The organism is Streptomyces sp. NPDC007157, assembly GCF_040634235.1.
GTDB lineage: Bacteria > Actinomycetota > Actinomycetes > Streptomycetales > Streptomycetaceae > Streptomyces.
Genome location: NZ_JBEYFE010000014.1, coordinates 1 through 21189, shown reverse-complemented (window position 1 = coordinate 21189; position 21189 = coordinate 1). Strand labels below are relative to the sequence as shown.

Genomic DNA, 21189 nt, shown 5'->3' with positions numbered 1-21189 from the left:
CGCCGAAGCCGGGTGACCTGGGCAGAGAGCGCTCACGGGGCGTTCCACAACGGTTGTGTTTCGACGGGCGGCGCGGTGCGGCGAGGGGCGGGCCACCGGGTACGACGGTGGGGCCCGGGGAGGTTGTCCCCGGGCCCCGCCCCGGTGTCACCGAGCCGTCGCCGCGGCCGGTGCCGGGGCGTAGCCGGTCGGCCGGGTGGTGAAGGTGCCTCGGCCCTGGGAGCGGCCGCGCAGCCGGGTCGCGTAGCCGAAGAGTTCGGCCAGCGGCACGGTGGCGGTCAGCACCGCCGACCCGCCCCGGACCACCGATCCGGTGACCCGGCCGCGCCGCGCGGACAGGTCGCCCAGCACCCCGCCCACCGCGTCCTCGGGCACGGTGACCGTGACCTCGGCGACCGGCTCCAGCAGGAGCATCGCACAGCCGCGCAGGGCCTCCCGGAGACCCAGCCTGCCCGCCGTACGGAACGCCGTGTCGGAGGAGTCCTTCACGTGCGTCGAGCCGTCGGTGAGGGTTACCCGGAGCCCGGTGACCGGATGCCCGCCGAGGGGGCCCTCGGTGAGCGCGTCCCGGCAGCCGGCCTCGACCGCGCGGACGTACTCCTGGGGCACCCGGCCGCCCACGACCGCGGAGCGGAACTCGAAGCCGGCCTCCTGCTCCAGCGGTTCGACGTCCAGGACGACGTGCGCGAACTGCCCGGCGCCGCCGGTCTGATGGACATGCCGGTGGACGAAGCCGGTCACCCCGCGCACCACGGTCTCCCTGAGGGCGACCCGGGGCCGGCCCACCGCCACCTCGGGGCCGCCGTCGGCGCGGATCTTCGCCACGGCGACCTCCAGGTGCAGTTCGCCCATCCCGGACAGCACGGTCTGCCCGGTCTCCGGGTCGGTGCGCACCACCAGCGAGGGGTCCTCCTCGGCCAGCCGGGCCAGCGCCTGGGCCAGCCGGCCGGTGTCGGTACGGCGACGGGCCTCGACGGCGACGGACACCACCGGTTCCGGGGCCTGGGGCGGCTCCAGGAGCAGCGGGGCGTCCGGCGCGCACAGGGTGGAACCGGGGCGGGCCGACTTCGGTCCGACGACGGCGACGATGTCACCGGCCACCGCCCGGTCGAGGGGCTCGTGGCGCCCGGCCATGACGCGCAGGATGCGGGCGACGCGTTCGGTGCGGCGGGTCGTGGGGTCCCACACGGTGTCTCCTTTCTCGATCGTGCCCGAGTAGACGCGGACATGGGTGAGGCGTCCGGTGGGCGTCGCGGTCACCTTGAACGCGAGCGCCGCGAACGGCCCTTCGGGGTCGGCGGCCCGCCGCCGCTCGGCACCCTCGTGGGTGCCGCGTACGGCGGGGACGTCGAGCGGCGAGGGCAGATAGGCCACGGCCGCGTCCAGCAGCGGTTCGATGCCCCGGTTGCGGTAGGCGGAGCCGCACAGGACGACGACGCCCTCACCGGTCAGGGTGAGGTCGCGCAGGGCGGAGCGCAGCGTGCCGTCGGACAGCCCGCCGGCCGGCGCGCAGAACTCCTCCAGCGCGGCCGGGTGCAGTGCGGCCACCGTCTCCTCCAGCGCGCGCCGCCGGCGCGCCGCCTCCGCCCGCAGCGCGTCGGGGACCGGTCCCGGCACCGCCGTACCGCCGTCGTCCGGCCAGACCAGCGCGCGCATGCGCACGAGGTCGACGACGCCGGTGAAGCCGTCCTCCGCGCCGATGGGCAACTGGACGACGAGCGGGGCCGGGTGCAGCCGGGTGCGGATCGACTCGACGGCTCTGTCGAGGGCGGCACCGGCACGGTCCAGCTTGTTGACGAAGGCGATCCTCGGGACGCCGTGCCGGTCGGCCTGCCGCCACACCGACTCGCTCTGCGGCTCCACGCCGGCCACCGCGTCGAACACGGCGATCGCGCCGTCGAGGACGCGCAGGGAGCGTTCGACCTCGTCGGCGAAGTCGACATGGCCGGGGGTGTCGATGAGGTTGACGCGGTGGCCGTCCCAGGCGCAGCTGACGGCCGCGGCGAAGATGGTGATGCCGCGGTCGCGTTCCTGAGGGTCGAAATCGGTGACTGTGGTGCCGTCGTGCACCTCGCCGCGTTTGTGGATGGTGCCGGTGGCGAAGAGGATGCGTTCGGTGACGGTGGTCTTTCCGGCGTCGACGTGGGCGAGGATGCCCAGGTTGCGGACGGCCGTGAGGGAGTTGACGGAGTTCGGGTGGAGTTCGGCGCGCATGGCCCGTTGCCTTTCGAATGCGGTCCCGGAACGGGTCCTGGAATGGGCAGCGCAATTTCCGTGCCGCGAAGTTCACCGAGTCACAACTGACGGGACGTCAATTCACTGGCATATGCCAGCTGTTGTGGAGACCGGCCGGGCGTCACGGAGTCCGGTACCGGCCGCGCAGCGGGTACCGGAGGGACGGGGACACGAGGATCACCTCGTAGCGGGAACGGGAAGAGACGGCAGTCGCGCGGTCGCGCATGGCCCTCTCCCCTCATCGTCCGAACTCGTCACGGTAAAGCGCCGCGACCGCCTTCCGCGGCTACGGTGCGTGATACCGAGCGAGTGTAGGCAGGGAACGCCGGACACGGCACGCGCTTTTCCGACCAGGGGGCTTGCGCTTCCCGGAGATACCGGTTCGTTCCCTTTGCGCCACCCCTCGGGGAAAGGGGCGACTCGCCGCCCCGACATTTTCCGGACATTCACGCGGCCGGCATCCATAACCCCGCCACCCCGGAAGGCGCTTTCCGGTTCGGCGAACGGCGCGGAGCAGGCCCACCGGAAGAGAACGCCGCAACTCAAGCGATTGGCCGAAAAACGCGCTTTACGGCTCCCAGCGGGACATCGGGACGCTCATATCCCCACCGGCCCTCCCGACTCGGGAAAGGACGTCCGGAACGCCCCGGATGCGCATCCTCGCGGGTGGCAGGCGGAACACGCCGACCCGTTCCAGCCCGGCCGGAGTTGATGTGGAACATGTGTGGATATTCGGTGAAGCGCTGCTTGTGGCTGAGAAATTGGGATCGCGCACCGGGTTCCGGCAGGGCACCAAAGGCCGGAAAGCACCCCGTCCCGGTGGCCGGTGGATGCACCACCACTCGACGAACAGGCCTAATCTGATCGGCGAGCAGACCTAATGCGTACGGCAAGTGGACGGATTGGACTGGATTGGACACGCAAAAGACGCGGAGAGCGCCGTTCGCCGCGCTGCGCCGGGGTACCGCGATGCCGGTCGCCGCGCAGGTGCTCATCGCGGGAACGCTGTTCTCCCGTCTCGGAGACACCCTCGCCTCGCTGGGGCTGGTGCTGAACGCGGCGGACCGGGGCTTCCGCTTCGGGGTGACCGCGGTGATGCTCGCCGAGCTCATCCCCACGGTGCTCGCGGCACCGCTGATCGGCACCGTGGTGGACCGGTTCAGCGCGCGCACGGTGTGTCTGTGGGCGCTGCTGACCCAGTCGCTGTGCCTCGCCGCGGCCACCGCCGTCGGCGGGTTCCAGGTGCGGGTCGCGCTGATCGCGCTGTCCGCCCTGGCCGGAGTGGCCTCGGTGGCCGCCGGGTTCAAGATGCTGCCCGCGGTCGCCGGTGACCGGTACACGGGCCGGGCGAACAGCCTGCTGATGGCCGGAATGTCCGTGGCAGGGCTGCTCGGGCCCGCGCTGGCCGGCTTCCTCAACCCCCGGTGGGGTACCGGCGTGCTCCTCGGGGCGGACGCCGCGTCCTTCCTCGTGCTCGCGGGCTGCACCATGTTGGCGGTGCCGAGCACCGTGGACGTGGTGATCGGCCGCCGCCCCGCCACGAAGCTCGGGGACGGCTACCGGGCTCTGCGCGACGCCCCGGTGGTGGGCACGCTGATGCCCGCGCTGGCGGCGGCCATGCTGGCCACCAGCATCGAGAACGTCGCCGGCGTCTTCTACCTGCGCGACGTCGTCAACGGCAACGACACCGTCTTCGGCCTCTTCCTGGCCACCTGGGCCCTGGGATCCGTCCCCGGCGCGCTGCTCGCGGGCCGCGCGGGCTGGTCGGACCGGCACACCCTGCTGATCGTCGGCGGCATCGCCGGCATCGGCCTGGGCCTGCTCCTCACCGGTCTGATCCCGGTCGCCGCGGTGATCTTCCCGCTGTTCCTGATCGCGGGCTTCGGCAACGGCGCGTGCAACGTCGGCCTGCGCAACGCGGTGCACTCGCGGGTACCGGCCGAGGTGCACGGCAGTGCCTGGGCCTGCTTCCAGGCGCTGTCCCGCAGTTGCATCGGCCTCGGCTACCTGCTGGGCACCCCGAACCACCTGGTCTCCAGCCAGGGCCAGGTGATCATCTCGGGCGCCATCCCGCTGGCCGCCATGGCGTGGGCGGGCCTGGTCTTCGTCCGGCGCGGCGAGCACACCGTGACGGAGTCCTCGGCCTGAGCGTCCGACCGGCCGGTCGGACAGCAGCCGGGATCGAACGACGGCGTATACGCCAGTCTTTCGATCCCGGACAGCCGCCCGGCCATCGCCCGTCATCTCCTGTCCGCCCGCCCACGGGCCCTGCTGGGTAGCGTCGTCGCCGTTTGGACCATCGACCCGGGAAGGCCCCATGTCCATGCAGGATGACACCCCGTCACAAGAAGCGGCCGGACAGAGCAGGCGTGGTTTTCTCCGCAACGCGGCGCTGGCCGGTGCGGGCGCGGCGACCGTGGGCGCGGCCACGCTCGGCGGCACACCCGCGTACGCCGCGGACACCGCCGCCGGCAGGACCGGCACCTGGAGACCGGATCCGACCGCCCTCCGGTTCACCCTCGCGGTGATGCCGGACACCCAGTTCCTCTACTGGGGCAGCCAGGACAGCGTCGACCGGACGCCGCAGGAGGAGTCGTTCCGCTACGTCATCGGCAACAGCGGCAAGGCCTCCGAAGACAACATCGTGTTCATGGCCCACCTCGGCGACCTGACCCAGGACGCGGACCCGTCCTCGTTCCAGCAGGTCGACAGGGCCTTCGACCTGCTGGACGCGCACGGCGCCGCCTACAGCGTGCTGGCCGGAAACCACGACGTGAGCGGCGACGACAGCCGTGGCGACACGGCGTACCTGCGGACCATGGGCCCGCAGCGGTTCAAGCGCGCGAAGACGTTCGCCGGGGCGGACGCGACCGGCTACAACACCGCGCACGTCTTCGAGGCCGCCGGCCGCTCCTGGCTGCTGCTGGCCCTGGACTGGCGAACCAGCGAGCAGGGCTTCGCCTGGGCCGACGGCGTGATCAAGGCACACCCTAAGCTGCCGGTGATCCTCACGACGCACGACCTCGTCTACTCGAACTACGATGACAACGTTTTCCCGTACGAGTCCGGCGACCCGGAGGACAACGCCGTACTCTCCGACTACGGCCGCACGGTCTGGGACCGGCTGATCAACGACAACGACCAGATCTTCCTCACCCTCAACGGCCACTACTGGCCGCCCGCGCGTACGACCGCGAAGAACGCCGCCGGCAACGAGGTGCACCTGCACATCACCAACTACCAGAACCGCTACTTCGGCGGTGGCGGCATGATCCGGCTGTACCACTTCGACCTGGCCCGGAACACGATCGACGTCGAGACGGTCAACCCCTGGATCCTGGCCCAGAAGCCGGAGTCCCGCACCGAACTGGCGGCCCAGCACGCCCGGATCACCGGCCCGGTCGACAACTTCTCGGTGCCGATCGACTTCGCCGAGCGGTTCTCCGGCTTCGCCCCGATGCCGGTCCGGCCGGCCCGTCCGGCCGCCCGGGAGCTGGTGAAGGGCACGCTGGCGTACTGGCGCTTCGACGGGCAGGGCACGCCCGGCACCGCGCTCACCGCGGGCCAGACGGTGCCCGACCTCTCCGGCAAGGGCAACGACCTGACGGTGGTGACCCTGCCGGGCACCGCCGCCTCCGCGCTGACCTGGTCCGACGACCACCACCCCGACCAGCCCGCACACGCCAGCCTGACGTTCGCGGGCGGCCGGAACCCGCTGCACGGCTCGTACCTGACCACCGGGGAGAAGGCTCCGCTGAACGCCGAGACCTTCGAGTCCGGATACACCATCGAGACGTTCGTGCGGATGCCGCTGGACTGGGACGCCGGCCGCAACGGCTGGGCGTCGATACTCAGCCGCCGGGGTTCGGCCGCGGACGCCGGCAAGCACGGCAGGAACACCGACCCAGGCGAGCCGGTGCTCCAGCTCGCCATCTCGAACAACGGCCGCGAGCCGCAGTTCAACCACTACCCGCTCAACGACACCTACCCGACCACCAACTGGGGCCACGGCCTGGTGGAACTCAGGTGGTGGCACCTGGCGGTGGTCAACGACGGCCGCCGCACGAGGCTGTACGTCGAGGGCGCGCCGGTCGTCGACAACCCGAAGCGCCTTTCGGTCGGCCTCACTTCGCTCGGGCTGCCCTGGCTGGTGGGCGGCCACGAGTACGCGGGGACCGTCGACATCGTGTTCCACGGCGGCATCGGTGACATCCGGATTGTCAACCGCCCGCTGTCCGGGGAGGAGTTCCTGACCGCGAAGTAGCGCGGTGTCCCCCGTCTCCGGCCCGGCCGGCCGCCCGCCGGAGACGGGCGACGCGCGTCTTGGCAGAGCCTTTGGTCTAGTCCTCTTGACGGCGAAGACCTCGGGGAGTTTGGTATGTACCAATACCCATCCCGGCCCCTCCCCCACCCCTCCGCCCTCCTTGGGCACCCCGAAAGGGGATCTGTCATGCACCTGGCAAGACTGGCAAGACTCGCGGCTTCCGCGTGCGCCCTGGCCCTCACGGCCACCGGCGCCGCCGTCGCACTGGCCCCCGCCGGCAACGCCGCGGCGGGCAGCGTCTACTCCGTGGCTCCCTACGTCGACATGTCGAACGGTCAGGAAGGCCTGCTCGACACCGCCATCACCGGCCACCACCTCAAGGCCTACACGGCGGCCTTCGTCCTCGGCGTGGGCTGCAACCAGATCTGGGGCGACACACTCCCCATCGGCAACGACTCCTACACCGACCCGGAGATCGCCAGGGCCAAGTCCGAGGGCGCCTCCGTGATCATCTCCTCCGGCGGGGCGAGCGGCGAGCCGCTCGCGTGGACGTGCTCGAACCAGAGCAGCATCGACGCCGGCTACCAGGCCCTCGTCAACGACTACGGCGTCACCCAGCTCGACTTCGACGTCGAGGGCGCCGCCGTGGCCGACACCGCGGCCACGGCCCGTCAGATGCAGGCGATGAAGGACCTCAAGGCGTCCAACCCGGGCCTCCAGTTCTCCATGACCCTGCCGGTGCTGACGAGCGGGCTGACCGGCGACGGCGTCAACATCCTCAAGGCCGCCAAGAACGCCGGCGTCAAGATCGACGTCGTCAACATCATGACCATGGACTACTACGCCGGCACCGGCACCGAGATGGGCCAGGCCGCCCTCTCCGCGGCCCGCGCCACGCTGGCGCAGATGCAGTCCGTCGACTCCGGCTACAGCTACGCCAACCTCGGCATCACCCCGATGATCGGCAAGAACGACGACGGGTCCACCTTCACCCTGGCCGACGCCCAGACGGTGGAGAGCTTCGCCGCGCAGAACGGCGTCGGGCGGCTGGCGTTCTGGTCGGCCAACCGCGACCAGCCGTGCAGCGGCAGCGCCAACTCACTGTCCACGTGCAGTGAGATCAGCCAGAACCCGCTCGCCTTCACCGACGCGTTCGTGCCCTACGAGGGCAGTTCGGGCGGCGGCGGAGGCACCACCACCGACTTCTCGCTGGCCCTGTCGCCCGGCTCCGCGTCGGCCGCCCAGGGAGGTTCCGCGACCGCGACCGTCTCCACCGCCGTCACCTCCGGCAGCGCCGAGTCCGTCGCTCTCTCCGCGTCCGGCGCGCCCTCCGGGGTCGGCGTCTCCTTCAGCCCGGGTTCCGTGACCTCCGGGGGCAGTTCGACGCTGACCGCGACGGTCGGCTCCTCGGTGGCCGCGGGCAGCTACCCGATCACCGTCACCGGCACCGCCGCGAGCGGCAGCCACAGCGCGACCTACACGCTCACGGTCACCTCTTCCGGCGGCGGAGGCGGCGGCGGGGGCTCCCTGACCAACGCCGGCTTCGAGACCGGCAGTCCGAGCCCCTGGACCTGCACCGGTGGCAGCACGGTCGTCTCCAGCCCGGTCCACAGCGGCAGCCACAGCCTCCAGGTCACGCCGAGCTCCAGCGGCACCGGCGAATGCGACCAGACCGTCACCCTCTCCCCCAACCACACCTACACGCTCTCCGGTTGGGTGCAGGGCCCGTACGCCTACGTCGGTGTCAGCGGCGGTGCCACCGCGAGCACCTGGTCGAACGGCACGAGCTGGAACCAGCTCAAGGTCAGCTTCACCACCGGCAGCAGCGGAACGGTCACCGTCTACGTCCACGGCTGGTACGGCCAGGCAGCCGTGAACGCCGACGACTTCAGCCTCGCCTGAGCGAAGTCCGCGCGCAGCAGGGGCGGTTCCCGGACGTGCGTCCGGGAACCGCCCCTGCTCGTCGGTGCCGAGGTGCTCCTACCGGCCGAAGCCGTAGGCGAACAGGTGGTCGGTGCCCGTCGAGCCGGTCACCGGCAGCGTGACCGACGCGACCTGCTTGGACGGGTCCAGCGGGACCTTCGTGGCGAAGACATAGGTCTTCACGTTGTCCCGGCCGCCGCCCCCGGTGTTCCGGTAGGCCGTGCTGACGGCCGTCGTGTCACCCGGCAGCGGCTTGCTCGGCCCGCCGTTGAGCGTCCAGTCCGAGAAGCCGACCGTCGCCCGCGAGGTGGTGCCGTCGGTGTAGGTGACGGTCAGCGTGCCCGAGACCCCGCTGCCGTCGGTCGGCGCGTTGACCGCCGCGCCCAGCAGACCCAGCGACGCGCCCGAGGTACCGGCCGGCATGGGGATGGTCTGGCCGGCCATCTCCAGGTTGTCGGGCTGTCCGGACTTCGCCGTCGGCCAGGTGTAGGAGACACCGTCGACCGTGAGGGTGGAGCCACTGGTGACACCGGCCGCCGACAGCGCGTTCTGCGAGAAGGCCCAGCCGCCGCCGTCGAAACCGCCCGAGTAGCTGCTGCCGTCGGGGTAGATGCCCTCGTTGGTGTCGTACGGCCACAGTGCGCCGGCCTTGGCCACGGCGACCCGGAGGGCCGCCCCGGACAGTGCCGCGCCGGTGTCGTGGTCGGCCAGGGTGAAGGTGACCGGGAACGTGCCCTCGTCCGGGCCCGCGGTGACGTGGACCTTCGCCTCGGCGCTACCCGAGGCGGGCACGGTCAGTGAGCCGGACGCGGTGTCCAGGGTGACGCCGGCGGGCGCCGTCGCCGTCCAGTCGACCGTGACGGCCTTGCCGCCGAGGTTGGTCAGGTCGAGGGTGGCGTCGTCGCTCGTGCCCGGCTGGAGGACCAGACCGTTGCTGGGACCGGTCGCCGCCAGTACCCGGCCGCCGCCCGTGGTGTCCGACGGCGGCACCACCGACGGGCCGGACGCCCAGGAGGTGTCGGGTGCGGTACCGAGCGTGAAGTCCATGGTGCCCGCGCCCTTGAACTGCCGGTACGTCAGCCAGGAGGCGTTCCATGCCTTGCCCTTGACGTCGAGGGACTGCACGTACGGCGCGTCGGTCGCGGCCTGCGGGGCGTTGATGCGCACGGTCTTCCCGCCGACGGTCACCTGGGCCGCCGGGAACACCGGGCTGCCGAGCACCAGGGTGTCCGCGCCCGGGGTCTCCGGGTACAGGCCCAGCTCGGACCAGACGTACCAGGAGCTCATGGCGCCGAGGTCGTCGTTGCCGAACGAGCCGACCGGGGCGTTGAAGTACAGGTTCTGCTGGGCGTCACGGACGGCCGCCTGGGTCTTCCACGGCTCGCCGGTGTAGTCGTACTCCCAGGGGATCTCCACGCTGGGCTCGTTGCTGAGGTCGGCGTCGGTGTTGCCCGGCCGGGTGATGTCGTCGAGCAGGCTGTCCAGGTAGGACGAGTAGGCCTTGGTGCCGCCGCGGGCCTGGATGAGCTGCTTCAGGTTGAAGGGGACCATGGGCGTGTACTGCGCCGAGGTGCCTTCCACGAAGCCGTTGGAGGTGCCGGGGGTGAAACCGGTCGCGAACTGGCCGTCCTTGTTCTTGGCCTGGAGGTAGCCGGTCTGCGGGTTGAAGACGTTCATCCAGTCCTGGGCGCGGGTGGCGAACTTCTCGTAGACGGACGTCCTGCCCAGCGACTTGGCGAAGGCGGCGAGCGCGTAGTCGGCGGAGTCGTACTCCAGCTGGGTGGAGACCGGGCCGTAGAAGTTGCAGCAGCCGTAGCTCTCGTCCAGTGGGAGGTAACCCTTCGCGTCCCGCACCGACTCGCCGGGGCGGTCGTTGTTCGGGACGGTGGCCTCGTGCTGGAGGGCCGCGAGGGCCTTGTCCGTGTCGAAGTCGGTCGCGCCGAAGGCGTACGCGTCGGCGATGATACCGGCGGCCGGGTCACCGACCATCACGTAGCTCTCGCCGTTGTTCGAGGCCCACTTGGGCAGCAGGCCGGTCTGGTCGTAGCCGTTGAGCATCGAGGTGACGACGTCGGAGGCGACCTTGGGCTCGACCATCGCCATCAGCTGGGTCTGGGAGCGGTAGGTGTCCCAGCCCGAATAGGTGGCGTACTGGGCTTTCTGTCCCTTGGCCAGCTTGTGGACCTGGTTGTCCATGCCCATGTACTGGCCGTTGACGTCGGAGAAGACGTTCGGGTGCAGCAGGGCGTGGTAGAGCGCGGTGTAGAACTGCGTCTGCTGGTCGGTTGATCCGCCGCCGACCTGGATGTTCTTCAGCACCGTGTTCCAGGCGTCGTGGTTGGCCCGCTCGACGGCGCCGACGTTCCAGTTCCCGATCTCGGCGCCGAGGTTGGCCGACGCGTTCGCGTCACTCGTGTACGAGATACCGACCTTTGCCGTCACCTTGGGGTTCGACGAGGTGTCGAAGGTCAGGTACATGCCGTTCGCACCGGTCGTGGGAGGCTGGGCGGCCTTGGCGGTCTTCGACAACCGGGACGCGGCACTGGCGCTCGGCGCCAGGGAGGCCGCCCCGGAGGACTTGGCACCGCTCCCGTGGATCGTCGGGGCCGGCTTCGCCGGGACGGTGAAGTGCTTCTCCTTCAGCGGCGCCGACTTGGACGCCTGCGGGGCCCGGCTGACCTTGCCCGCCTTCAGCGACGTGGCGTCGGGGGTGATGGTGGAGCCGACCCAGGTGCCGCTCGCGGTGAACGGCCGGTCGAACTTGATGTCGAAGTGCAGCGTGTACCGGTTGCTCGCGCCGCAGAAGTGCCCGCTGTCGACCGCGCCGCTGATCTCCTTGCTGTTCACCACCTGGACACGGGTTCCGTCCACCTGGGTGGCGCCCCCGCTGAGCTTGAACAGCAGGTTCGCCTGCTGGTCCGACGGGAAGGTGAAGGTGCCCAGCCCCGCGCGGGTGGTGTCGGTCAGTTCGGTCTTGACCCCGTGGGCATCGGTGACCCGGTAGTACCCGATGCCGGCCTGTTCGTCGGCGTGGCCGAAGCCGACGGAGGTGTTGCCGAGGTCGCCGGAGAGCGCACCGGTCACCGGCAGGACGGGCAGGTCGCCCGCGACGGGGCAGCCGGGCCCGGAGACATGGGTGAGGCTGAAGCCGGAGATCTTGCTGTCGGCGTACTCGTAGCCGCCGCCGTCCGGGCGGTGGGGGGTGGTGTCGGGGCCCCACTGCACCATGCCGGCCGGCATGTCGGGGCCGGGGAAGGTGTCCACCGCACCGGAGGTGCCGATGAGGGGGTTGACGAGGGACGCGGGGTCCTTCACGAGGGGCGGTGTCGCGTTGCCCGCGGCCTGGGCGCTTCCGACCGCCTGGAGCGGCAGCGCTGCCATGCCCAGGACGCACACCGCGACGAGGCGTCGGCGGAATCTGGCTCGGTCGGCTGGTGCAGCTGGACGTCGGGGTCTCACCATCGGTTGCCTCCGCAGCAGTTCGTGCTTCGCACATCAGGTGTCGGCGCGCCGAAAAACACCGGAATGCCGGCGACAGGCAACGGTTCGGGTCGCTCCCACGGCCTGACAACGTTGCCATGCACGAGTGTCGAGTGAAACGCCTGTGCTTGTGGCGTGTCAACGAGGCCAACAAGACTTTCTGAGTGCGAAGTTCATGGGCGCCCGCCTGCCGGACCCCGGCGACCGAGGCCCCCGCCGGCCCGTCCACGCGGGTCGGTGGCGTCGCGGACGCGCGCCCGCCACCGGCCCGGGAGAGACCGGGAGCCGCGCCGAACCGTGCGATTCCTTGCGAGAGTTACGGCCTCTCGGCAAAGGCCCCTCTTCCGGCGGGGGCGAGCCTCGGCCGGAGCGGCGGCAGCACCTCCGGAGCGTCGGGCGGGCCGGCCGAGCCCCAGGCCACGGTGGGTGCGCCGGGGACGAGGGGGAAAGGGCGGTGCCCTTTCCCCCTCGTCCTCACCCCTCGTCGCGCAACTGGGCCGCCAGGGAGGTCAGCGACTCCGTCTCCTCGGTCCGGTCCAGGGCGGTGAGGCGGGAGACCGCGGCGTCGAGGCGGGTGAGGGCGGGGGCGGGGCGCTCCAGGTAGAGGCCCTCGACGACGGACGCGAGACGGACGCACTCGGCCCACTCGCCGGCGTGGTCGTCGTCGGGTCCCGGTTCGCCGAGCAGGGTGAGGGCCCTGTCCAGGGCGGCCAGGGCGGTCTCGTATTCGCCGGCGTAGGCGTTGACCCGCCCGTGTTCGTAGGCGAGGGCACTGTCCAGGGAGCGGTCCCGGGCCTCGTACTCCGCGGCCCGGGCCTCGTCGGCGAGCCTGCCCGCGTCGGCGAGGAGGGCGAGGGCGTCGGCCAGCCCCTCGGCACCCTGCCGCTGGGCCTGGAGGCGGGCGATCTCGCGCAGGCTGCCGCTGAGCTGCTCGTAGCGCGGGGCCCGGGCGTGGGCGGCGAGGGCCTGGTCAGCGGCCTCGCGGGCGCGGCCGAACTCGCCGGACTCGGCGAGCAGTACGGCGGTCTCCGCGGCGATCGCGGCGTGGCTCGCGGGGTCGTCGTCCCAGCCGGCCGACTCGGCCGCGAGGGCGGCGAACTCCGCCGTGGCGGCCTTGAGGTCCTCCCCCGCGTGCAGCGCGCGGGCCCGGTACAGGCGCAGCTGGGCGACGAGACGGTCGTCCACCTCGCCGGCGGCGACGTCCGGTTCGGCCAGGAGGGAGTCGAGCAGCGCGATGCAGTCCTCGACGCGGCCGAGTTCGAGGCTGAGCTGGGCCACGTTGCTGTAGGTGCAGAACGCCTCCGTCCGGCTGCCGTGGCGCAGTTCCAGCTCCGCGGAGCGCGTCAGGTGCCGCAGCGTCTCGTCGGGCCGGCCCAGACGCATGCAGGCCTGGGCCAGGTCACCGTGCAGGCGTGCCGTGTCGGTGGAGTCGGACGGCCAGTCGGCGGCCAGCCGCAGGCCCTCGGTCAGGTCCGTGTGCGCGGCCTGCGCGTCCCTGAGGCCGAGCCGGAGCCGGCCGCGCAGGCCGAGCGTGCGGGGCAGGTGCCAGGCGGGGCCGTCCGCGGCCAGCCGGTCGAGGAGGGCGTCGACCTCGGTGACCGCGGCGGGCAGGTCGCCGGTGAGGGCGCGCGTGGTGGCCCGCAGCAGGCGGGCGCCGGAGACCTGTCCGGCGATCTCGTGCCGGGTGGCGAAGGCGAGCAGCAGGTCCACCTCGGCGAGGACCGGCGCGATGTGCTCCTCGTCCCTCGTCGTCTGCAGCCGCAGGCCGAGCGCGCTCGCCCGCAGCCGCAGCACCCGGGCCTCCTGGTACGGGGCGAAGCCGGTCGTCTCCTCGTGCAGCCGGACGAGAGCCTCGTGAGCGGCGGTCAGCGCGGCGGCCTTCGCCTCGGGTCCGTCGCCACCCTCCGCGGGGATGTCCCCCGTGGGGAGCACGGCGCAGGCACGGGCGAGCGCCGCGTGACCCGGCGCTCCGGCCTCGTCGTACAGGCTCGCGGCCGCCTCCCACAGGGCGGCCGCCTGGTGGAAATCGTCCTTCTGGCCCACCCGGCCCGCCTCGTCGGCCAGCAGGTCCGCGCGCAGCTGTGCGAGCGGACCCACGGCCGGGTCGTCGGGGTGGGTGTAGCCGGGGTCGGCGACGAGGGTGCGCAGCCGCGCCCAGCAGACCACCGTGTCCGGATGTCCCTGCTCTTCCAGCTCCCGTGCCCGGATGATGAGTTCGGGCAGCGACTCGGGGACGGCGGTGGCGGCCGGGCGGGCGGCGGGCACGGCGGCCGGGGCCACGTCGTCGAGGCCGCGGGTGCGCAGGGTCAGCTCCAGCGCGTCCAGGAGGGGAGCGCGGTCGAGCCGGGCCCGGCGCCGGTCGGCGTGGGCCGTGGTCGCGTTGCGGGCGTCGAAACGGGCGGCGAGGTCGTCGGCCCGGCCGCGGACCTCGGCGCGCAGGCCGGCCACCGTCCAGCCGCGGCCCGCGTATCCGGCGGCGGGCAGGTCGCCGTGGCCGAGGAGTTCTACGCGCTGGAGGAGGACCTCGACGCCGGTGAGGAAGGCGAGCAGGTCCAGCGGCGAGTCGACGTCGTCGAACAGGTTCCGGTTCTCCGCGAGGAGTTCCAGGCCGCGTGCCTCGTTGCCGGTCAGCGCGCAGAACTCCAGGTGCCGGCCGACCTCGCCGGACATCGAGGGGTTGCGGCGGCAGGCGCGGTAGCCGGCCAGGTGCAGCTCGCGGGCCCGGTCGGCGCCGCCGGTGCGCAGCAGGGGAAGCAGCGCGTAGGAGACGGAGCGGGCGGGTTCCTCCTGGCAGGACTCCTTCCCGGCCAGGACGGGCTCCCAGGTGCGCAGCGCCCGTTCGTCGTCGCCGGCCGCGAGGTGGTGCAGGGCGCGCTCGCAGATCTCGCAGGCCTCGCAGTCGCTGAGCTGGGTACGGGCCCGTCCCGCCCACAGCTCGTAGGCCAGGTCGGTGTCCTCGCCGACGTGGGCGGCGAGGTGGTACGCCTGTCCGTAGTAGGGCTGGAGTCCGAGATCGGCCTTCTCGTACCGGTCACGCATCTCGGTCAGCCACTGGCGCAGGCTGGCCAGGGGTATCTCGGGCAGGGCGAGCAGGGCGCCGGCGACCCACTTGAACCGCCAGAACAGGGTGTGCCGCAGCGGCTCGTCGAAGACGTCGGGCTGCTCGTCGAAGAGGGTGAGCACGCGGGCGAAGACGACGGGCGACTTCCGGGGCTCGGAGCCGTAGTTGTACGCCTTCTGGAGTGCGAGGAGCGCGTGGACCAGCGGGCGGGGCTCCGCGAACTGCTCGGCGGCGTCGACCAGTTCCTCGGCCGTGACGGTGCGGGTACGGCCGTAGGGGCGCCGGTCGTTCTCCTGGAGCGCCCGGTACAGCTCGTCCGTGTTCTGGGGATGGGGTGCGGTGGGCATCGTCAGCTGTCCTTGCGGAGGGCGTGGGCGAGGAGGTCGAGGAAGGAGCGGTTGATGAGGCTCGACTCGGCGGGCCTGAGCGGGCGCCGGGACAGCATCGCGGCCTGCCCGTAGAGGGCTTCGGCGCTGGTGCGGGCCAGGTCGGGTTCGTCGATGGTGACCGCGGTGCGGACCAGCGGGTTGAGCTGGTTGAGGATCAGCTGGGCCCGCGGGGCCTCCTGACGCAGGTGGCCGAGGATGTCGCCCCACACCCCGCCCTGCTGTTCGCGGGCGAGCTGGGAGCGGGTGCGCTCGTGCCGGGCCTCGCGGCTGTCGAGGAGGAGGGCGGGGGCCGAGGCGGGCTGGAAGGTACGCAGCGCGACGTCGCAGTCGAAGACGGCGAGGGCGTCACGGGCCTGGGCGAGGTAGGCCGCGGCGGCGAGTTCCGTCTCCCGGTCGACCGGGTCGAGGTGGGCGGTGAGCGTGGCCGGGTCGAGGTCGGCGACGCTGACCTCGGGCCTGATCTCCGGGAGCCGGTGGACCAGTTCACGGTCGTAGGTGTAGCCGCCGTTGACGACGCCGAGCCCGGCGGCCGAGGCGATCGCCGCGACCTGCCGGAACTCCTCGACGCTGGAGGTGACGAGCACGGTGCGGTGGGTGCGCGCGAACTCGTCGAGCGTGGCGTGTCCGGCGGTGGTCTCGAACGGCAGCCAGGGCAGCAGCATCCGCAGGATCTCGTCGTCGTGCACGGCGAGGGACTTCACGGCCAGGTGGTGGGCCTGGAGGAAGCGGCCGAGGAGGTCGGGGTCGCTGGCGGCGGTGCGGGCGATCCAGGCGCGCAGCCGTTCGGCGAGGGCGTCACGGACGGCGGCGAGGGTGTCGTCCTCGTACAGGGATTCGCGGGACGCGGTCGGGCGCAGGCTCTCGGCGTCGAGGACGCAGCGGACGAAGAACGCCCACTCGGGCAGGATCTCCTCGGCCTGCTCGGACAGCAGCATGCCCTTGACGTGCACGCGATGGCCGTGACGGCGCCCGGCCGGTACCGCGTCGGGCATGATGCAGGCGATGCCCTTGAGGCCCACGGCCGGCAGGTCCAGCTCGATGGTGTCCAGCGGCGTGAACCCGAAGGTCTCCTCGCCATAGGCGGCCAGCGCGCGGGCGCGTGCTCCCGGGGTGGGATAGGTGCGCGCCCAGGGTGCGGGCTCGGGATTGACGGACGCGCCCCGGCCGCCGGTGCCGTCGTCGAACGTCACCGGGTGGCGCAGCAGGGAGCCGAAGTGCCGGGCCAGCGCGTGCACCTGGGCCGGCCGGGTCCAGTCGCCCGTGTCGGCGCGGGGCGTCAGGGTGACGGTGGTGCCGGGCCGCGGGCGGGCGGAGGCGGGCAGGGCGCGGACGGAGTAGCTGCCGTCGCCGCGGCCCCGCCACTCGACGGCGGGGGCGTCGGGGGTGCGGGCGGACCGGCTCAGGACGTGGATCTCGTCCGCGACCAGGAAGCAGGAGAGCAGTCCGATGCCGAACTGGCCGATGAAATCGGCGCGTTGCTCGGCGATCTTCTCGGCACGCTTGCTGCTGCGGCCGATGGTGGCGAGGAAGGTGTGCACGTCGGCATCGGTGAGACCGACGCCGTCGTCCTCCACCCGGACCACCGAACCGTCGGCGTACAGGCGGATGCCGAACGCGTCGGCGGGGGCGGCCGGTTCGAGGACGTGCCGAGCGGTCAGCGCGTCCACCGCGTTCTGCAGGAGTTCACGCAGGTAGACGCGGGGGCTGGAGTAGAGGTGGTGCGAGAGGAGATCGACGAGGCCGCGCAGATCCACCTGGAAGGTGCGGTCGGCGCCGGCCGGGCTCACGGGGGCGTGGGGCAGAGTCATCAAGGAGTCCGGGGTGGGGTGGTCGAAGGGTGGCGAGAGGGCGGTGTGCCGGGCGGTGCGAGAGGCACCGGTGACGGTGGCCGGCTCAGGCGTGGCGCCGGAAACGGGCGTACGCCTTCTCCGGTTGCGCCATGTAGGTCCAGGGCCACCGGGTGAAGGCACCGTCCAGCTCGTGGTAGACGCGCGGGGCCACCACGCTCTCGGAGGCCAGCGACAGGGCCATGGCGAAGATGTTGAAGTCCTCCTGCCAGCCCGGGCGCCGCTGGTAGCCGGGGTGGAGGATGCTGCGCTTGGCCGCGTCGCTCAACTCCCGCTGGATCTCCGGGGTGTCGAGGCGGTTCTTGTCGTCCGACTCCACCCAGTCCTCGATATGGGCCATGGCGACCACACAGCCGAGACGATGGCCGTCGGGGGCGTCGGCGAACGCCTTGCGCGCGAACTCCAGGGCCTCGCCCGGCTCACCGTGCCACCGCGGCTGAAGGTGCGACACCCACTCGATGTGGGTCTCCAGGTCCAGCGGGTCGCGGCGCAGCGCGGCGTCGAGCCGGGCCTCGTTGACGGCGGTCCCCAGCGACATGCCACGGCCGGAGGTGAGCAGGCGGCGCCACGGCGTGATCCACTCGGGCCGCAGCTCGGCGGCTTCGAGCAGGTGCTCCTCGGCGATGCGGAGCCGCTCGTAGAAGACGCGCCACTGATCCCGCGAGACGTCCGAGGCACGCGCGGAGGTGCGCGCTTCCCAGCCCCAGATGATGTGGCGCGAGCCGGATATCAGCAGGGCCGTCGCGCGGTGCTCCTTGTCCTCCTCGACGGCCCGGCCGATCCAGTCCTGCACTCCGTCCACGTCGGACAGTTCGCCCAGCACCTGGTGGTCACGGCCGAGGTCGAAGCGGGCCGACGCCATCTTGACCGCGTCCCAATCACCCGACTCCGCCGCCACCACCAGCGCCATCACCCGGGTGTCCCCGAGGGCCTGCAGCTTGTAGACCCCGTTCTGCTTGCGCGGCACGGGAAGGGCGTGCGGGTCCGCCGCCGGTCTCTCCCCGCCTCTGCCGAACAGCTTGCCGAACATGCCGCGCCCTCCCCAAGATCCGCGTGATCATCGGGTGCAGCATAAGCGGCACCACCGACAGCACTTCCACAGGGTTTCCACCGGTGGTTCACGCGCCCCTGGGGGGCCCGCCGGCCGTCCGGCGGGCGCGAGGGTGGTCAGGGTGTCCGGCGGCGGTGGACGCTGACGGCGTAGCCGCCGCCGTCGTAGGGGGTGGCGTCCCAGGTGGCGAAGTGGTCGACGAGGGTGAGGCCGGCCGCGGCGCAGCAGTCGTCGTACTCGGGCAGGGTGATGCCGGGCGGCACGGGCAGATGGGCTTCGTCCAGGCCGAAGCCGGCGACCAGCAGGCCGCCGGGGCGCAGGGCCGTGGACAGGCGCTCGACCACCGCGGCCTCGGTGCCGGGCGCGAGCAACGGGAAGATGTTCCCCGCGGCGACCACGAGGTCGAAGTCCGCCGCGATGCCGAGCAGGCCGGCGTCGAATGCGGTCAGATCTCCCTGGAACCAGGGCAGTCCGGGCGCCTGCCGCCGCGCCACCGCGAGCATCGACGCGTCGAGATCCACTCCGACGCAGTCGTACCCGAGCTCCGCGAGCCGGATCATGACCCGACCGGTCCCGCACCCGGCGTCCAGTACCCGCGCTCCGGCGGGCACGAGCGCGGCACAGAACCGCGCCTCGCCGTGCACGTCCTTCCCGCTGCGGGCCACGGCCGCGAACCGTGCGGCGTAGTCCGCCCCGGACGTCCCCCCGGTCAGGTCCTGCCAACGGCTCATGCGACCCACTGTAGGTCAACCGTGTGCCGATCGAAGTCGCGGCTGAACCGCCGGCGGGAAGCTCCGGTTCCGCGGCCGTGCACGTTCGCGTCAGGCCCCGAAGACCTGGAACTCCGAGACCTGCCCGGCCGGCCAGCCGTTGTTGGCGGTGATGGTGAGGCGTACGTAGCGGGTGGTGACGGTGGCGGGGAGCGTGAGGGTCGCGGTGTTTCCGGTCGCCGGGTCGAAGGTGTAGCCCGCAGAGGCGAGCAGCTGGGCGAAGGTGCCGCCGTCGGTGCTGCCCTGGACGGAGAGGGTCTGGGTACGGGTGGCCCAGGCGGTTGCCGGGGGAAGCTTGAGGACGATCCGTCTGACGCCCGTGGCGGCGCCCAGATCGACCTGGATCCACTGCGGGAAGGCGTTGTTGGCGGACTCCCAGTAGGTGTTGCTGTCGCCGTCGGTCGCGTTGCCCGAGGCGTAGATCTGGGTGTGGCTGCTCTCCGAGGTGGGGCGGTGCAGGGCGAGGTCGGTGGTGCCGGAAGGGGGGTCGGTGGTGGCGGTGACCTGGTTGGAGGGCTGGGACACGTTTCCCGCCGCGTCGAGGGCGACGACGTCGAAGGTGTACGCGGTGGACGCGCCGAGTCCGGTGACGGTGAACGAGGTGGCGCCGGTGGTGCCGACCTGTGTGCTGGTCGAGCCGGAGACCTGCAGGACGCGGTAGCCGGTCACGCCGACGTTGTCGGTCGCCGTGTTCCAGGCCAGCGCGACGGAGGTGCTGGTGTGCCCGGTGACGGTCAGGCCGCCCGGTGCGGCGGGCGGTGTGGTGTCGCCGCCGGTGGGGAGGGTCGGCTGGGTGGGACGGGTGGCGGTGAGCGCGATCTGGCCCTTGAGCATGCGGCCGCCGTCGCCGGTCAGGCGCAGGTAGTAGTCGGAGGAGCAGGCGGTGCCGTCCTCGTCGAGGGCGAGGAATCCGGAGTCGGTGGGCACCCAGTCCTGGGTCTCGGCGGTCTTGGCGATCTGGTTGCCCTCGTTGTACTCGTCGAACATCGAGATGTAGATGCCCTGCACCCCGGCCCGCACCACGTTGTAGAACTGCCGCCACATGAAGTCGCCGTGCGCCCGCTGCCGGCCGGAGACGTCGCCGGGCAGGACGCAGGGCTGGTAGTCGATGCCGTTGGCGTTGCAGTCGGCCTGGTCGGGGACGGTGTAGGTGGTGTAGGCGTTGTCGGCCTCGGTCACGTTGCCGATGGCGCCGACCATCCACGGCGAGATCATGTTGAAGGCGTGGTAGACACCCAGGTAGCCGGGCCGTGAGCCCCCGGTACCCGTGCGCCATTCACGCGGGACGCCGCCGATGACGTAACAGCCCTGGCCCTTGAACCAGTTGACGACGTCGAGGCAGGCGTCGGCGGTGAAGGGGTGGTTGGGGTCGTTGAAGCCGAAGCCCCAGACGCAGACGACCGGCTTGCCGTTCTGTTTCGCGTACGCCGAGGACGCGGTGTGCGCGGACATCTTGTTGGTCCAGTCCGTCTTGATCTCGGACTGCATGTTCGTCCAGTTGGAGACGTCGTACATGATGTAGAACTTCCGGCCGTGCGACTCGGCCGCGCCGCGCACCTTGGTCGCCATGGCGTCGCGGGTGGGGCCCTCGCCGCCGGTGGGGTTGAAGCGCTGGAGCGCCGCGGTGTCGATGTTGTTCTGCTGCATCCACAGGAAGTGGGTGTCCACCGTCTGCTGGTCGTAGGAGGAGAACAGTTTGGCGGGCCGGCCGTTGCCCAGGGCGGCGTACGACGTCTGGTACGTGTTGGTGTACTCCCGCACATCGGGCCAGCAGCTGATGCCGGTGTTGGTCGGGGACGGTGACTGGCCCCAGTTCTGGGTCCAGTGCCACCAGCCGTTGATGGGCGCGCCGTCGCCGATGCAGGCGAACCAGCCCTGGTAGCCGACGGTGACCTTGCCCACCACGTCGCCCGGTGCACTGGCCGCCGCCGCGGTCGGGGCGAGGACGGTGCCGGTGGCTCCCACGGTTCCCACCGCGGTGGATGCGATCGCGGCCCTCAAGAAGACTCTGCGTGTGACACCCATCTGGACTCCTCTGGTCGAGTGGCCTTCGGTGGTCGGTGCCGCCCGGGGCGCGGGCGCCCCGCCGGCCCCCCAGGGGGGGGGGGGTTTTTGGAGAAAAGGGAAAGGGGGAGGTTGCGGCCCGCCCACCGGGTGTTTGCGGGGTGT

At 71.8% G+C, this 21189-nt stretch carries 10 protein-coding genes; 3 read left to right on the top strand and 7 right to left on the bottom strand.

What is annotated here, in order from left to right; genetic code table 11:
• Positions 1-147: 147 nt before the first annotated feature.
• Positions 148-2214 (bottom strand): elongation factor G, encoded by a 2067-nt coding sequence (gene fusA, locus ABZ642_RS24855; RefSeq protein ID WP_360488054.1) that lies wholly within the window; start codon positions 2212-2214, stop codon positions 148-150.
• Positions 2215-3147: 933 nt separating this feature from the next.
• Here fusA and ABZ642_RS24850 point away from each other — a divergent pair.
• The 3 genes from ABZ642_RS24850 to ABZ642_RS24840 all read left to right on the top strand — a co-directional run bounded on the left by ABZ642_RS24850 (position 3148) and on the right by ABZ642_RS24840 (position 8401).
• Positions 3148-4383, top strand: coding sequence for an MFS transporter (locus ABZ642_RS24850; protein WP_360488051.1), 1236 nt, complete (start codon positions 3148-3150; stop codon positions 4381-4383).
• A gap of 169 nt (positions 4384-4552) precedes the next feature.
• The gene (locus tag ABZ642_RS24845; RefSeq protein WP_360488049.1) at positions 4553-6499 is read left to right on the top strand and encodes a LamG-like jellyroll fold domain-containing protein; all 1947 of its coding nucleotides are present in this window, start codon (positions 4553-4555) and stop codon (positions 6497-6499) included.
• Between the two features lie 186 nt (positions 6500-6685).
• Positions 6686-8401: a carbohydrate binding domain-containing protein gene (locus ABZ642_RS24840; RefSeq protein ID WP_360488046.1), complete on the top strand. Its 1716-nt coding sequence runs from the start codon at positions 6686-6688 to the stop codon at positions 8399-8401.
• Between the two features lie 78 nt (positions 8402-8479).
• On the opposite strand, the gene ABZ642_RS24835 is transcribed toward ABZ642_RS24840, so the two are convergent.
• The 6 genes from ABZ642_RS24835 to ABZ642_RS24810 form a co-directional block, all read right to left on the bottom strand.
• Positions 8480-11803 (bottom strand): lectin, encoded by a 3324-nt coding sequence (locus ABZ642_RS24835; protein WP_360488043.1) that lies wholly within the window; start codon positions 11801-11803, stop codon positions 8480-8482.
• A gap of 573 nt (positions 11804-12376) precedes the next feature.
• Positions 12377-15310: a hypothetical protein gene (locus ABZ642_RS24830; RefSeq protein ID WP_360488040.1), complete on the bottom strand. Its 2934-nt coding sequence runs from the start codon at positions 15308-15310 to the stop codon at positions 12377-12379.
• A 2-nt stretch (positions 15311-15312) separates the two neighbouring features.
• Positions 15313-17160: an HSP90 family protein gene (locus ABZ642_RS24825; protein ID WP_360488038.1), complete on the bottom strand. Its 1848-nt coding sequence runs from the start codon at positions 17158-17160 to the stop codon at positions 15313-15315.
• Positions 17161-17245: 85 nt separating this feature from the next.
• A complete protein-coding gene (locus ABZ642_RS24820) occupies positions 17246-18229 on the bottom strand; it encodes a hypothetical protein (RefSeq protein ID WP_360488035.1) in 984 nt (327 codons plus the stop codon).
• Positions 18230-18366: 137 nt separating this feature from the next.
• Positions 18367-18981 carry a class I SAM-dependent methyltransferase gene (locus ABZ642_RS24815; protein WP_360488032.1) on the bottom strand — a complete coding sequence of 205 codons (615 nt, stop codon included), beginning with the start codon at positions 18979-18981 and terminating at the stop codon, positions 18367-18369.
• 90 nt (positions 18982-19071) lie between these two features.
• Positions 19072-21045: a discoidin domain-containing protein gene (locus tag ABZ642_RS24810; RefSeq protein ID WP_360488029.1), complete on the bottom strand. Its 1974-nt coding sequence runs from the start codon at positions 21043-21045 to the stop codon at positions 19072-19074.
• Positions 21046-21189 lie beyond the last annotated feature (144 nt).

Coding starts and splice junctions, on each gene's coding strand:
- ABZ642_RS24830 (WP_360488040.1), bottom strand. CDS start 15,310: ATGCCCACCGCACCCCATCCCCAGAACACGGACGAGCTGTACCGGGCG.
- ABZ642_RS24810 (WP_360488029.1), bottom strand. CDS start 21,045: ATGGGTGTCACACGCAGAGTCTTCTTGAGGGCCGCGATCGCATCCACC.
- ABZ642_RS24835 (WP_360488043.1), bottom strand. CDS start 11,803: ATGGCAGCGCTGCCGCTCCAGGCGGTCGGAAGCGCCCAGGCCGCGGGC.
- fusA (WP_360488054.1), bottom strand. CDS start 2,214: ATGCGCGCCGAACTCCACCCGAACTCCGTCAACTCCCTCACGGCCGTC.
- ABZ642_RS24815 (WP_360488032.1), bottom strand. CDS start 18,981: ATGAGCCGTTGGCAGGACCTGACCGGGGGGACGTCCGGGGCGGACTAC.
- ABZ642_RS24820 (WP_360488035.1), bottom strand. CDS start 18,229: ATGTTCGGCAAGCTGTTCGGCAGAGGCGGGGAGAGACCGGCGGCGGAC.
- ABZ642_RS24840 (WP_360488046.1), top strand. CDS start 6,686: ATGCACCTGGCAAGACTGGCAAGACTCGCGGCTTCCGCGTGCGCCCTG.
- ABZ642_RS24845 (WP_360488049.1), top strand. CDS start 4,553: ATGTCCATGCAGGATGACACCCCGTCACAAGAAGCGGCCGGACAGAGC.
- ABZ642_RS24825 (WP_360488038.1), bottom strand. CDS start 17,160: ATGACTCTGCCCCACGCCCCCGTGAGCCCGGCCGGCGCCGACCGCACC.